Source organism: Labrys methylaminiphilus subsp. lupini, from assembly GCF_051161885.1.
Classification (GTDB): domain Bacteria; phylum Pseudomonadota; class Alphaproteobacteria; order Rhizobiales; family Labraceae; genus Labrys.
In genome coordinates this window covers 746268-759825 of sequence record NZ_JBMDIH010000002.1, presented here as the reverse complement: position 1 = coordinate 759825, position 13558 = coordinate 746268, and the positions used below count along the sequence as shown (strand labels likewise).

At 62.9% G+C, this 13558-nt stretch carries 9 protein-coding genes and 2 pseudogenes; 8 read left to right on the top strand and 3 right to left on the bottom strand.

Annotated features, from left to right (window positions below; genetic code table 11):
* Positions 1-25: 25 nt before the first annotated feature.
* Positions 26-2410: an arylsulfatase gene (locus ACN6KF_RS29230; RefSeq protein WP_434960392.1), complete on the bottom strand. Its 2385-nt coding sequence runs from the start codon at positions 2408-2410 to the stop codon at positions 26-28.
* Positions 2394-3329: a formylglycine-generating enzyme family protein gene (locus tag ACN6KF_RS29225; RefSeq protein ID WP_434961337.1), complete on the bottom strand. Its 936-nt coding sequence runs from the start codon at positions 3327-3329 to the stop codon at positions 2394-2396. Before ACN6KF_RS29225 ends, ACN6KF_RS29230 begins: the two co-directional genes overlap by 17 nt.
* Positions 3330-3634: 305 nt before the next feature.
* Between ACN6KF_RS29225 and ACN6KF_RS29220 the strand changes: the two are divergent.
* Together ACN6KF_RS29220 and ACN6KF_RS29215 are read left to right on the top strand one after the other, a co-directional pair.
* Positions 3635-4285: pseudogene (locus ACN6KF_RS29220) on the top strand (aldose epimerase family protein); the annotation flags it as partial.
* A pseudogene (locus tag ACN6KF_RS29215) lies at positions 4191-4733 on the top strand (SDR family oxidoreductase); the annotation flags it as partial. The pseudogenes ACN6KF_RS29220 and ACN6KF_RS29215, both read left to right, overlap by 95 nt.
* Positions 4734-4987: 254 nt before the next feature.
* Here the strand turns inward: ACN6KF_RS29215 and ACN6KF_RS29210 are convergent.
* Positions 4988-5878, bottom strand: a complete 891-nt coding sequence (locus ACN6KF_RS29210; protein WP_434960391.1) for a LysR substrate-binding domain-containing protein — start codon at positions 5876-5878, stop codon at positions 4988-4990.
* A gap of 136 nt (positions 5879-6014) precedes the next feature.
* Between ACN6KF_RS29210 and ACN6KF_RS29205 the strand changes: the two genes are divergently transcribed.
* The 6 genes from ACN6KF_RS29205 to ACN6KF_RS29180 are packed head-to-tail and all read left to right on the top strand — an operon-like array spanning position 6015 to position 13482.
* Positions 6015-7208, top strand: coding sequence for a 2-aminoethylphosphonate--pyruvate transaminase (locus ACN6KF_RS29205; RefSeq protein ID WP_434960390.1), 1194 nt, complete (start codon positions 6015-6017; stop codon positions 7206-7208).
* A 29-nt stretch (positions 7209-7237) separates the two neighbouring features.
* Positions 7238-8497, top strand: coding sequence for a phosphonoacetate hydrolase (gene phnA, locus ACN6KF_RS29200; protein ID WP_434960389.1), 1260 nt, complete (start codon positions 7238-7240; stop codon positions 8495-8497).
* A complete protein-coding gene (gene phnY / locus ACN6KF_RS29195) occupies positions 8494-9948 on the top strand; it encodes a phosphonoacetaldehyde dehydrogenase (protein WP_434960388.1) in 1455 nt (484 codons plus the stop codon). Before phnA ends, phnY begins: the two co-directional genes overlap by 4 nt.
* Before the next feature lie 6 nt (positions 9949-9954).
* Positions 9955-11079, top strand: coding sequence for a TIGR03364 family FAD-dependent oxidoreductase (locus tag ACN6KF_RS29190; RefSeq protein ID WP_434960387.1), 1125 nt, complete (start codon positions 9955-9957; stop codon positions 11077-11079).
* Between the two features lie 35 nt (positions 11080-11114).
* The gene (gene pbfA / locus ACN6KF_RS29185; protein ID WP_434960386.1) at positions 11115-12461 is read left to right on the top strand and encodes a (R)-1-hydroxy-2-aminoethylphosphonate ammonia-lyase; all 1347 of its coding nucleotides are present in this window, start codon (positions 11115-11117) and stop codon (positions 12459-12461) included.
* Positions 12462-12468: 7 nt separating this feature from the next.
* Positions 12469-13482, top strand: a complete 1014-nt coding sequence (locus ACN6KF_RS29180; protein ID WP_434960385.1) for an NAD(P)-dependent oxidoreductase — start codon at positions 12469-12471, stop codon at positions 13480-13482.
* Positions 13483-13558: the final 76 nt, after the last annotated feature.

Here is a 13558-nt window from a genome sequence, read left to right as displayed (position 1 = left end):
CTCGCCACCTCCAACCGGTCGGCGCTCAGTTCAGATATTCGACCTTCAGATGCCGGATCGTGCCATTGAAGGCGAAGGGCTTGCGGTCGAAATACGCAAGCGAGACCGGGGAATAGCTGTCCCGGCCGACGTCAAAGGCATCATTGGCGGTGAAGGTAAGCGCTGCCGAGCGTGGGACACGCCCCTTGCTGACCTCTTTGCCATCCACGCGGATGACGATGTCCAGAGGCGCTGGGCGGACGCCGCCGGCCTTGCGTGTTTCGACCTCGATCTTGACCTTTCCGGTCGGGAGCGGGGCGGAGGTTTCCAACTGCGTCCGTTCGATCTCGAACAGATTGTACTCGTAGTAGAGCTTGCCGTTCTCGACCCACAGGGCGACACCGCCTGAGACGGCGCCGAGTGCGTAGAGCACGCCCTTCGAGTCGGGCTGCAAATCCGCATCGATGGTGACAAGGCTGCTGCGTGATCCGAGCCGCGGTGCGGTGAACTCGGGAACGCCAACGACCTCCTGCGTGTAGTCGAACGTCTGGGCGGGATTGGATGGTGCGTCCTCCGGGTGGAAGACCACGGACCATAACCCCCCGCCAACCGGATCGACCTTGTTGGCTTTCGCGCTCACGTCGAACGCGTTCTTCAGCTCATTGAGCTTGTCGGGATGAGTGGCTGCGATGTCCTTCGCCTGCGAGAAATCCTTATTGAGATCATAGAGCTCCCAAACATCGTTCTTCGGCGACCAATTCATGATCGAAGGATCGACGCCCGTTTGCCAAGGTACTCTCGGCCCGAATGCCGAAGCAATCCAACCGTCCTTGTAATAGGCGCGACTGCCCATAACTTCGAAGTACTGCTCCTTCTTGTGTTCCGGCGCAGTCGGGGACGAGAAGGAATAGGCCATGCTGGTGCCGTCGAGCTGATCTTGGCTGACGCCGTCGACGAGCTTCGGCGGTGTGATGTGCAGGATGTCGTAGATCGTCGGCACGATATCGTTGACGTGATGGAATTGCGGACGCGGCGTCTTGTCCGCCTTGATCCTGCTTGGCCACGACACCGCGAGCGGCGTACGCGTTCCACCAAAATGCGCGGCAATCAGCTTTGTCGACCGATATGGCGTGGAGCCAGCCCAAGCCCAGCCGGCATGGTACATGTTGTCCACCTTGGGTGACCCGAGCACATCCAGGCCGCCGAGCTCGTTCATGGTGCGAATATGATCCTTGATCTCGGAAGGAATGCCATTCTGCGCCAGGAGCTCGCTGATCGTGCCGTTCTGGCCTTCCGCACTCGAGCCGTTGTCGCCCCAGATATAGAAGACGAGCGTGTTGTCACGGATACCGAGCTCGTCCAGGGCGTCGATCAACCGGCCGGCCTGCGCATCGGCATGTTCGGTGTATCCGGCGAATACTTCCATGAGCCGGCGCTGGAACGGCTTTTCGTCCGCGGGAATATCGGCCCACGCGGCAAGCGTCTTCGGCCGTGGTGTCAGCTCGGTGTCTTTCGGGATCCAGCCGAGTTCTTTCTGACGGGCAAAGACGCGCTCGCGCGTGACGTCCCAGCCTTCGTCGAACTTGCCCTTATATTTGTCCGCCCACTCCTTGAAGATGTGATGCGGACCATGGGAGGCGCCGGGGGCCCAATACATGAAGAAGGGCCGATCCGGCGTCAGCGCGTGGACCTGTTTCATCCATGAGACAGCCTTATCGGTCATGTCTTCGGTGAAGTGATATTCCTTCTTCCCTTCGGACGGATTCACCCGGACCGTGTTTTCGACGACCGCAGGCTCCCATTGCGAGGATTCTCCAGCAAGGAAGCCGTAGAAGTAGTCGAAGCCGATCCCCTGACCCACCGGCCAGTTCGTATAGGGGCCGACGGCCGTTGTCTCGTTGGCCGGCGTGTTGTGCCATTTTCCGAAGGCGCTCGTCGCGTAGCCGTAATAGCCCAGCACTTTCGCGGCAGTCGCGGATGTGCGCGGGATCCGGCCCGAATAACCGTCCCAATCGTTCGCCAGTTCGGCGATCTGGCCAAAGCCGACGCGGTGGTGATTGCGCCCCGTCAGCAACGCTGCGCGCGTGGGCGAGCACATCGCGGCATTGTGGAAGCGGTTATAGACGACCCCGTCCCCGGCGACCCGGCTCAATGTAGGCGTATTGATCACGCCGCCGAACGTGCTCGGCAATGCTGGTCCGACGTCGTCGAGCATGATCACGACGATGTTGGGCGCATTGGCGGGAAGATGCGACTTCACCGGCAGGGGGCTGTAGGTCGATTCCGCGATCGTTGGCCCGGCCTTGCTCCCCGAGGGCGTTGACGGAAACGGCAGCGATTCCTGGGCCATCACGGGCGATCCCAACATCAGGAGCGTCGTGCCTGCGCCCAACCAGCGCGCTCTGAATTTGTGACTAGGGGGCCGTTTCATTCAATTCTCCGTTCCGGACAACACATCTGAACCCGACATGGCTTGTCGATGTATCGATCGCCTCGGCATGTCGGGCTGCCGGTCGATAGCGGCGGCAGTAGTTCGGAGCGCACAGGTGCGATCCGCCCTTCAAAACCTTCCGCGGGATTTTTATGTGGGGGAGACACGGATCATAGCTGGCGGACTCGAGCCCTCCGCGAGGGCTTCTGGGTATGCAGCAGGCTTTCGTCGCGTCCGCCTCGTGCTTTGGGGCGAACCAATCGGACGTCCACTCCCAGACGTTTCCGATCATGTCGTAGAGACCGTACCCGTTGGGCGGAAAGGCCCTTACGGGCGACGTGCGGGAGTATCCGTCGAGATTGCGATTGACCGTCGGAAATGATCCTTGCCAGGTATTGGCCATATGCCGACCATCGGGTGTCAGTTGCGAGCCCCAGGCATATTCAGCCTGTTCGAGCCCCCCTCTGGCGGCAAATTCCCACTCGGCTTCCGTGGGGAGATCCTTGCCCTTCCATCGCGCATAGGCCAGTGCGTCGTGGTGGGTAACGTGGACAACGGGATGATCATCCAGCCCCGCAATGCTGCTGCGCGGTCCATAGGGTTGGCGCCAGTTGGCGCCCTTCAGGAAAGACCACCATTGCGACCAGTCACGGAGATCGACGCGCCCGGCCGGCTCCAGGAAGACGAGTGACCCCGCATACAGCAGCTCCGGCAAGATGCCGGGATAGTCCCGAGGGTCGGGCGCGAATTCGGCAAATGTGCGATGTCCAGTCGCGGCTACGAACTCGGCAAACTGTGCGTTGGTGACAGGGGTCTCATCGATGAAGAAGTCCTCGACGCTGACACGATGAGCCGGCTTCTCTTCGGGGTAGTGATGATCCGAGCCCATCCAGAAGATTCCGGCTCTCACGAAGATCATGCCATCGCGCGCATGCTCCGATGACCCATCCTCCTGAACCACCTCTGCCTGCATAGCCAGCCTTCCCGTCACCCTGCATCTCGATCGCGAGCGCTCTCATGAAGCGCCAGACGCCGAAGCGCGCCGCCGGCGCGAGGACAGACACCGGCTGCTCGTCGGGCGACCGGAAATCGGGCGCCGGACCGCCCCGCACACGCAAGCCGACATCAAGCCGATGGCGAGATCGCACGCCGTTGCGAGCATTTCGTGCATAGGTAGGCCGCCCGTCTTGCCATATCGCGCCAATCGCGTCCCGCTATGCTCCGTCGACGAACGCGACCGGGTCGATCCTGCTCGGCCTTGTAGCGGCAATCGCCTGCGGTACTTTCGTAGGCTTCGTCAACGGTTTCGTCATTGCGAAATTCCACATCAATGCGCTCATCACGACACTGGCCACGATGCAGATTGTGCGTGGCCTTGCCCTGATTGCTTCCGGCAGGCGCGCCGTCGGCATCGGCTTTCATCCCTTCTTTCCGCTGACACCGCAGACAACCCTTCTTGCACCGGCCACCGCATGGTGGACGGAACGAGATGCACATCTACCCGGCTCCAGAGGCGCCCTTGTCGGCGACGTCGATTTCTCTACCGCACGCCGACTGCCCGATCGCTGGCTGAACAATTGCTTCGAAGGTTGGAATGGCAGCGCACGCATCGTATGGCCCGAGCGTCAACTCGGCGTCGATATCGCCGCCGATAGCATGCTCGATCGCTACATGCTCTTTGCGCCCAACGGCAAGCGCGACTTCTTCTGCCTGGAGCCGATGAGCCACAGCCCCAATGCGCTGAAGCATTTCGAGACCGAGCCGATGGGATTGGCGTTGAGAACAGATCGGCCCGGTCAATGCACTGATCAACAATGCCGGGGTCAATGTATTCTCCACGCCGCTCGATGCGAGCGAGGAGCAATGGACACTTAACTTTGACGTCAACGTCAAGGGAGCTTGGAACTGCAGCAAGGCGGTATTGCCGGGGATGATCGCAAGCGGCGGCGGGGCAATCCTTAACATCGCGTCGACCCATGGCTTCACCATCATTCCGCACACCTTCCCCTATCCTGTCGCCAAGCACGCTCTGCTTGGACTGACGAAATCGCTGGCGCTCGAATATGCGGCGCAGGGCGTTCGCGTGAATGCACTGGCCCCGGGCTATGTCGAAACACAGAAGGCCATCGACTACTGGAATGGTTTTCCCGATCCCGCCTCAGCGCGTGCCAATACGATGGCGCTCCATCCCAGCGGCCGCATCGCCTCGGCACGCGAGATAGCACTTGCCGCAGTGTTCATGATTTCCGACGAGTGCCCGTTCATGAACGCGGCGTGCCTCGTCGTCGACGGCGGGCTCAGCCAATTGCAGCACCCGGCCTGAACTTCACAGAGGAACGCTCAAGACCAAGAGACGATTCGTTCACGCCATCCTGGGCGATTGACCGGAAGGCGTCGACCATGCTGCCGTGGTGGCGATCCGAGCCGATGGTCGACGGCATGGGACCAACGCCGCGCTGGCGACCAGAATTGAAATTCGCGTTGAAGGTCTCGCCGGCGTTCCAGACCGCGGCGAGGCTCCAGTCTCTCGGCGCCGTACTTCACCAACTATCGCGACACACAATGAAAGCGTGAGACTTACTTCGTCGTGACGGCTGATGCGACGTGCGCAAACTCACGCGCTATGCCCCAAAAAGCTCGAATGGCCTTTGCCTCGCTTCGCTCGCTCAGGCAGACCAGCGCTTCTTCCATCAGCATCGGAGGGCCGGAGATCGGGATCCTCGTAAGCCGGCTATCATTGCCGAACTCGGCTTGAGAGACAAAGCCGAGGCCGGCGCCCGAGGCCACGATCTCGCGAACCGCTTCCCGCCCCTCTGCCTCGATTGCATATTTTAGCTTTATGCCGGCATCAGCCGCCCCATCCTCCAGGCGCTTGCGTGTCTTGGAGCCGCGCTCGCGGATGACAAGCGGCAACGCGGCCAGATCCGCAAGGGAAAGCCTCTTGCGCCCGCCAAGGTCGAAGTCGGTTGCAGCGAAAGCGACGATCGGCGTGGCGTGGAGCGTGATGATCTCGAAGTCGCGACCCGCCGGGGCCTCCCCCACAACACCGATATCCGCATCATAATTGAACAGGCTTTTGATAACCGTTTCCGTATTGCCGGCACGGACGGTGACATGAACCCCCTGATAGCGGCGGCGGAACTCGCCCATGATGTGCAGCACGTGGTGGGCAGCGTCGGCGACGATGCGCAGCGAACCGGTCCGGAGCGAACGGGACTCCGACAGGAGTTCGAGCGCCTGGTTCTCCATTTCGAACATGCGCCGGGTGATGGTTAGAAGTCGCTCTCCCGCCTCCGTCAGTACGACCTGCTTGCGCTGGCGATTGAACAGGAGCGTGTCGTATTCCTCCTCCAGCTTGCGAACCTGGTCGGAGATCGCCGGTTGGGTCAGCAGCAATTCGCTGGCCGCCCGGGAAAAACCGCCCGAAATCGCCACATAATGAAAGGCACGAAGCTGAACATAGCGCATTGACGATCATCCCCAGGGCACGCCGTGTTCGACATATAATCACAGCTTATACACGGATACAAAATAACGATTTTTAGAATAGATTATGCCGGTCCTATATGGTCGCCACCAAACGGCACCAGACGAGGATTGGCCCATGCACGATAGTGCGTCGACGCAAGCTTTTGCCCCTCCCCTGCTCGGAGAGCCCTATCTTCTGACACCGGGCCCGTTGACCACCGCCGCCGAGGTAAAGCAGGCGATGCTGCGCGACTGGGGCTCCTGGGATGCCGATTTTCGCGCCATGACCGTCGAGCTTCGGCAAGGCCTGCTTGCGCTGACCGGAGACAGCAAGGGCGATTATGATTGCGTGCCCATGCAGGGCTCGGGATCGTTCTGCGTCGAGGCGATGCTGGGATCCTTCGTCCCCAAGGACGGCAAGGTTCTCGTCCTCGCCAATGGCGCCTATGGTCTGCGGGCCGCCGAGACCATGCGCTATATCGGCCGCGCCTACACCCTCATCGACAAGGGCGACTACCTGCCCCCGCGTGGCGACGAGGTCGCGGCCGCGCTCGATGCGGATCCGGCAATCACTCATGTCCTCGCCATCCATTGCGAAACCAGCTCCGGCATCCTCAACCCGGTGGCCGAGATCGCCGCGGCCGTGGAGAACAAGGGACGCAAGCTCCTCGTCGATTCCATGAGCGCCTTCGGCGCCATCCGGCTCGACGTCAACGAGATCGCCTTCGAGGCCATGGTGTCTTCCGCCAACAAATGCATCGAGGGCGTGCCGGGCTTCGGCTTCGTGATTGCCCGCAAGGACGCGCTGAAGGCAGCACAAGGCAACAGCCATTCGCTCAGCCTCGACGTGCATGCACAATGGGCCACGATGGAAAAGACTGGGCAGTGGCGCTACACCCCGCCCACGCATGTGGTGGCGGCCTTCCTCCAGGCCCTGCGCATGCATGCCGCCGAAGGCGGCGTGGCAGGGAGGGGCGCGCGCTATACCCGCAATCGCGATGTGATGGTGGCGGGCATGCGCGAGCTCGGCTTCGAGACGCTGCTGTCCGACACCTGGCTCTCGCCCATCATCGTGACCTTCTTCTGCCCGGCCGATCCGAGCTTCGTTTTCAGCCGCTTCTACGAACAGATGAAACAAAAGGGGCTCATCATCTATCCCGGCAAGCTGACGGTGGTCGACTCCTTCCGCGTCGGCTGCATCGGACGGATGGACGAGCATGTCATGCGCAACGTGGTCGAAGCCGCCCGCCAGTCTCTTGCCGAGATGAAGGTCGTTTCCGCCGCCCCGCCCGCCGACGCCATTGCCGAACGCGCAAAGCTCGCCGCCTGAGGCGGCCCGTATTGAAGGATCGATCCTCGATGAACCAATTGTCCCCCGTCTCGGTCTCCGCCAACGAGCGCAATTATGCCTGGCCGCGCGTGCCGGCGATCGCCATCTGTCTCGACGGCTGCGAGCCTGATTATCTCGACGAAGCCATCAAGGCCGGCCTGATGCCGGCCCTCGAACGCATCCTGCAGAAGGGAACGGCCAGCACCGCGCACAGCGTCATTCCCAGCTTCACCAACCCCAACAATCTGTCGATCGTCACCGGGCGCCCGCCCGCCGTACACGGCATCTGCGGCAACTACCTCTACAACCCCAAAACGGGCGAGGAGGTGATGATGAACGATCCCAAATTCCTGCGCGCGCCGACGGTGTTCAAGGCGTTCTACGATGCAGGAGCCAAGGTCGCCATCGTCACCGCCAAGGACAAGCTGCGCGCCCTCCTGGGCCATGGCCTGTCCTATGATGACGGGCGCGCCGTCTGCTTCTCGTCGGAAAAGGCCAACACCACCACCAAGGCCGCCAATGGCATCGATGACGCATCCAAATGGCTGGGGCGTCCGGTGCCGGAGGTCTATTCGGCGGAACTGTCCGAATTCGTGTTCGCCGCCGGCGTCAAGCTGCTGCGCGAATTCCGACCCGACATCATGTATCTGACGACGACGGACTACATTCAGCACAAATATGCCCCCGGTGTGCCCCAGGCGAACGCCTTCTACGCCATGTTCGACAAATATCTCGCCGAGCTCGATGCTCTGGGCGCCGCCATCGTGATCACGGCCGATCACGGCATGAAGCCAAAGCATCATGCGGACGGTTCCCCCAACGTGGTCTATGTCCAGGACCTGCTGGATGAATGGCTCGGCAAGGATGCTGCCCGCGTCATCCTGCCGATCACCGACCCCTATGTCGTGCACCATGGCGCGCTGGGCTCGTTTGCCACGGCCTATCTGCCCAAGGGCGCCGACCGCGAGTCCATCATCGCGAGGCTGCGCGATATCGAGGACATGACGCTGGTTCTCGGACGCGAGGAGGGGTGCCGGCGCTTCGAACTGCCTGAAGACCGCATCGGCGACATCGTCATGGTCTCGGGTGAGAACAAGACGATCGGCACGTCCGAGCATCGGCACGACCTTGCCGCACTCGACGAGCCGCTGCGCTCGCATGGCGGTCTTACCGAGCAGGCCGTGCCCTTCATCGTGAACCGCCCCCTGCCCGACTTGCCGCAAGCGCCGGCGTTGCGCAATTTCGACGCCTTCTACTACGCCACCCTGGCAGCGGCTCAGCCAAAATGAACACGCCCGAGAAAACCATCAAGGTCCGCCATGAACCGATGCGGATCGCCGGCAGACTGGTCGAGGCCGAGGCGACCGTCGAGGTCCGCTATCCCTATACCGATACGGTGATCGGTACCGTGCCGGCAGGGCGGGCCGAACATGCCCGACAGGCCTTCGAGATCGCCGCCGGCTATCAGTCCAAGCTTACGCGCTACGACCGCCAGAAGATCCTGTTGAAGACGGCCGAGTTGCTCAACGCACGCAGGGACGAGATTTCCGATCTGGTCACCAGCGAACTCGGCATCTCCAAGCAGGACTCGCTCTATGAAGTCGGTCGTGCCTTCGACGTCTTCACGCTCGCCGGCCAGATGTGCATTCACGACGATGGCCAGATCTTCTCCTGCGATCTCACCCCTCACGGCAAGCAGAGGCGGATCTTCACCCAGCGCGAGCCCCTCACGGCGATTTCGGCGATCACGCCCTTCAACCATCCGCTCAACATGGTCGCACACAAGGTGGCGCCGGCGCTCGCCACCAATAATTGCGTGGTCGTGAAGCCGACGGAACTCACGCCGATGACGGCGCTGATCCTGGCCGACATTCTCTACGAGGCCGGCCTGCCGCCACAGATGCTCTCGGTGGTGACCGGATGGCCTGCGGAGATCGGTGATGAAATGATCACCAATCCCCATATCGATCTGATCACCTTCACCGGCGGCGTGCCCGTCGGCAAGATGATCGCCTACAAGGCCGGCTACAAGCGCCAGGTCCTGGAGCTCGGCGGCAATGACCCTCTGATCATCCTCAACGATCTCGATGACGCCGACCTCGCCAGGGCGGCGGACCTCGCTATCGCTGGTGCGACCAAGAATTCCGGCCAGCGCTGTACCGCCGTCAAGCGCATCCTCGTGCAGGAAAAGGTTGCCGACCGTTTCGTGCCCCTGGTGCTCGAACGGGCCAAGGCCATCCGCTTCGGCGACCCGTTCGACCCGGCGACCCAACTCGGTACGGTGGTGCATGAGAAGGCGGCTGCCCTGTTCGAAAGGCGCGTCCACATGGCGGCGGAAGCCGGCGCCCAGATCCTCTACGATCCCGGTCGCCAGGGCGCGCTGCTGCCGCCGATCGTCGTCGACAAGGTGCCGCATGAGAGCGAGCTCGTCATGGAGGAAACCTTCGGCCCGATCGTGCCGATCATCCGCGCCCCGGATGACGACGAAGCCCTGATCGCGCTTTCGAACTCGACGGCCTTCGGCCTTTCCTCGGGCGTATGCACCAACGACTTCAGGCGCATGCAGGCCTTCATCACCGGCCTCAGGGTCGGCACCGTCAATATCTGGGAAGTGCCGGGCTATCGCATCGAGATGAGCCCCTTCGGCGGCATCAAGGATTCGGGCAACGGCTACAAGGAAGGCGTCATCGAGGCGATGAAGTCCTTCACGAACGTCAAGACTTTCTCGTTGCCGTGGTAGCGCCTCATGCCTGAGACCTTTGATCTTGCCGTCGTCGGGGCCGGCATTGTCGGCCTTGGCCATGCGCTGGCTGCGGCCCGACGCGGGCTGCGGGTCGTGGTTGTCGATCGCGATAGCGCCGCCAATGGTGCCTCCATTCGCAATTTCGGCTTGGTCGTCGTCAGCGGCCAGACGCCGGGCCTTTCCTATCGGCGCGCGCAGCGCAGCCGCGAGGTCTGGCTTGCATCGGCAGCCGAGGCGAAGATCGACATTCTCCATCGCGGCATGGTGATCGCCGCCCAGCGTCCCGAGGCGCTCGGCGCCATAGAGGCATTCTGCGCCACTCCGGAAGGCGCATCATGCCAGGTCTTGACTGCAGCCGAACTTGCGGAGCGCGAGCCTTCCCTGGCCGGTTCCGCTGCAATCGGCGGCTTTTTCAGCCCGCATGAATTGCGGGTCGAATCCTTCCTCGCTCTGCCCCGCCTCGTCGAGTGGCTCCGGGCGCATCACGGCGTCACCTTCCGCTTCGGCACGGCGGTATGGGGCGTCGAGCCCGGGCGGCTTCTCACCAGCACCGGGGATGTCACGGCCTCACGCATTGCAGTCTGCCCGGGCGATGATCTCGCCACCCTCTTTGGCGAGACGATCGCAGAGCACAGGGTTCGGCGCTGCAAGCTGCAGATGTTGCGCCTCGCCGATCCCGGCTTCAGGCTCAACTCGGCGCTGATGTCCGATCTCAGCCTCCTGCGCTACGGCGCCTTTGCCACACTGCCGGAAACGGCTGCACTACGCCGACGGCTCGAAAACGAGCGGACAGCCGCCCTGGAGAATGGCGTCCATCTCATTGTCACTCAGTCGGCCGATGGCTCTCTGGTCGTGGGCGATTCACACCATTATGGCGCGACGCCGGATCCCTTCGCCTCTACCGAGGTCGACGGCCTGATCCTGGCAGAATATGCGGCCCTGTTCCGTGCGTCCCTCCCTCGCGTCATCGCCCATTGGGTCGGCACATACGCATCCTCGTCGAAGGACGAGGCACTTCGGCTGGCGCTCGGCGAAGGCGTCAGGCTGGTGATCGTGACCAGCGGCACCGGCGCAAGCACGGGTTTTGCTCTCGGCGAGGAAACGATCGCCGAGCTTTTTGGTGGCTGAAGAGGGGAGCGGGCGCGGCCCGGCTGTGGAGCACCATGAACCTGATCCATACCGAGGGCGAATCCAATACCGCCCAGGCGCGGCGTGACTGGAACGCCAGGCAGCATCACGCCTCCTCGGCCGCACTGCTGCAGCGCGATGCCGATGTCTTCCTGCATCAGAGCCTTTCCAGCCCCTGCGTGTCGACCATCGCCAAGGCCGAAGGCATCTGGATCGAAGACCTCGCCGGCCGGCGTTACATGGATTTCCACGGCAACAGCGTCCACCACATCGGCTATGGGCATCCGCGCCTCAAGGAAGCCATCCGGGCGCAGATGGATACTCTGCCCTTCGCCCCCCGCCGCTTTACCTGCGAGATGGCTGTCGAACTGGCCGAGACGCTGGCAGCGCTCTCGCCGGGCGATCTTGGCAAGGTGCTGTTCACCACGGGTGGCTCGGACGCCATCGAGGTCGCCCTCAAACTGGCGCGCGCGGCGACGGGCCGGTTCAAGACACTGTCCTTCTGGGATGCGTTCCACGGCGCCGGCTTCGGCGCCTCCAGCGTCGGCGGCGAGGCGACGTTCCGCTCCGGCATTGCCGGCCCGCTCCTGCCGGGCAGCGAGCATGTGGCGCCTTGGGCTCCGCATCACTGCCCCTATGGCACGAATTCGCTGGAGGAGTCGGCCCGCGCCTGCGCCAGTATGATCTCCTATGTCCTGGCCCGCGAAGGCGATTTCGCTGCCTTCATCGCCGAACCCATGCGCGCGACCCCGCTCGTACCCGCGCCGGGGTTCTGGAAAAGCGTGCGCGAAGCCTGCGACAGACACGGCACGCTGCTCATCTTCGACGAAATTCCAACCGGCCTCGGCAAAACAGGCAGGTTCTTCGCCTCCGAGCACGACGGCGTCACGCCCGACATCCTCGTGCTCGGCAAATCGCTGGGCGGCGGCATCCTGCCGATCGCCGCCATCATTGCCCGCCGCGACCTCGATGTTGCCGGCGACTATGCCATCGGCCACTACACCCATGAAAAGAACCCGGTCACGACACGGGCCGCGCTGACCACGATCGCCATCATCCGCGAGGAGGGCCTGGCCGAGCGCGCCAGCGAGCTGGGCGATCATGCCATGGGCCGCATGAACGAATTGATGGCCCGTTCCGCCCATGTCGGCGACGTGCGGGGCAGAGGGCTGATCTTCGGTGTCGAGCTCGTTGAGGACAGGCAAGGGCTTCAGCCCAATCATGCGCTGGCCGAGCGGGTTTATTATCGCTGCCTGGAAAGTGGCCTGTCCTTCAAGATCAGCCAGGGCAATGTACTGACGCTGTCGCCGCCACTGACCATTGCCAAGGACGACCTCGATCGCGCCCTCGCCATCGTCGAGGACGCGGTCCTGGCGGGTTGAAGGCGCCATGGTGAAAGCTGTCAGGACGGACCGGGAGCTCGAATGCCCCGGCATCGATGCAGGGCTCAGGGCGCATGGCGTCGAGCTCGTCACCCTGCCGGAAGGCATTTCGGAAGGCGATCTATGCGCGGCCGTGGCCGACGCCGACCTGCTGCTGATGTGCTACACGCCGATCACCGCCCGGGTGATCGAGGCAGCGCTCCGACTGAAGGGCATCGTCAAATATGGCGTCGGCATCGATGCGATCGACATTTCGGCCGCCATGGCGCGCGGCATACCCGTCGTCAACATTGCCGATTATGCCGAGGAAACGGTCGCCGAAGGCGCCTTCGCCCTGATGATCGCACTCGCCAGGCGCCTGCCGGCCATCAGCCATGCGGTTGCCGAACAAGGTTGGATCTGGCCCGAGCCACGCTGGCTCGGGCGTGACATCGCCGGAGCGACGCTGGGCCTTGTCGGGTGCGGCAAGATCGGCCGCAGCCTCGCCCGCATGGCCCGCGCCGGCTTTCGCGCAAGAGTCCTGGGCTATGACCCCTATCTCGACGCCACGGCCATGCGCGAAGCCGGCATCGAGAAGGTCGAGGCGCTTCACGACCTGTTGGCCGCGAGCGATTTCGTCTCGATTCATAGCGTCCTCAACCAGAGCACGCGGGGCATGATCGGATCGGCGGAGCTCGCCTGCATGAGGCCGAACGCCGTCCTGATCAATGTGTCGCGCGGCGCGCTGATCGACGAAGCCGCCCTGGTCGATGCCGTCGTCGGAGGGCGCCTGGGCGGTGTTGGCCTGGACACCTATTCGCTCGAACCTCTGCGCAAGGCCGGCCATCCGATGAGCCCGCTCTACAGTCATGACAATGTCATCCTCCTTCCGCATCTTGCTTTTTTCACGGTCGAAGCCATGCAGCGCCTGGAGGCGGACACCTTGGCCTGCTGCAAGGAAATCCTTCAGGGCCGGCCGGTGACGGTTCGTTCCAACGACCCCCGCCTGCGAGCACAGCGCGCCGGCATTCGTTTTGCCTGAAGCGTTTTGCGATCTGGCGGCAATCGCAAGGACATGTCGAAACAAGGAGCTGGGGCAGAGAACGCTCCTGATTGAG

What these genes read in the sequence shown, in the direction of transcription:
- phnA (WP_434960389.1), top strand. Translation starts at nt 7,238, where the DNA reads ATGAACCAATTGTCCCCCGTCTCGGTCTCCGCCAACGAGCGCAATTAT.
- ACN6KF_RS29190 (WP_434960387.1), top strand. Translation starts at nt 9,955, where the DNA reads ATGCCTGAGACCTTTGATCTTGCCGTCGTCGGGGCCGGCATTGTCGGC.
- ACN6KF_RS29180 (WP_434960385.1), top strand. Translation starts at nt 12,469, where the DNA reads ATGGTGAAAGCTGTCAGGACGGACCGGGAGCTCGAATGCCCCGGCATC.
- ACN6KF_RS29225 (WP_434961337.1), bottom strand. Translation starts at nt 3,329, where the DNA reads ATGATCTTCGTGAGAGCCGGAATCTTCTGGATGGGCTCGGATCATCAC.
- phnY (WP_434960388.1), top strand. Translation starts at nt 8,494, where the DNA reads ATGAACACGCCCGAGAAAACCATCAAGGTCCGCCATGAACCGATGCGG.
- ACN6KF_RS29210 (WP_434960391.1), bottom strand. Translation starts at nt 5,878, where the DNA reads ATGCGCTATGTTCAGCTTCGTGCCTTTCATTATGTGGCGATTTCGGGC.
- ACN6KF_RS29205 (WP_434960390.1), top strand. Translation starts at nt 6,015, where the DNA reads ATGCACGATAGTGCGTCGACGCAAGCTTTTGCCCCTCCCCTGCTCGGA.
- pbfA (WP_434960386.1), top strand. Translation starts at nt 11,115, where the DNA reads ATGAACCTGATCCATACCGAGGGCGAATCCAATACCGCCCAGGCGCGG.
- ACN6KF_RS29230 (WP_434960392.1), bottom strand. Translation starts at nt 2,410, where the DNA reads ATGAAACGGCCCCCTAGTCACAAATTCAGAGCGCGCTGGTTGGGCGCA.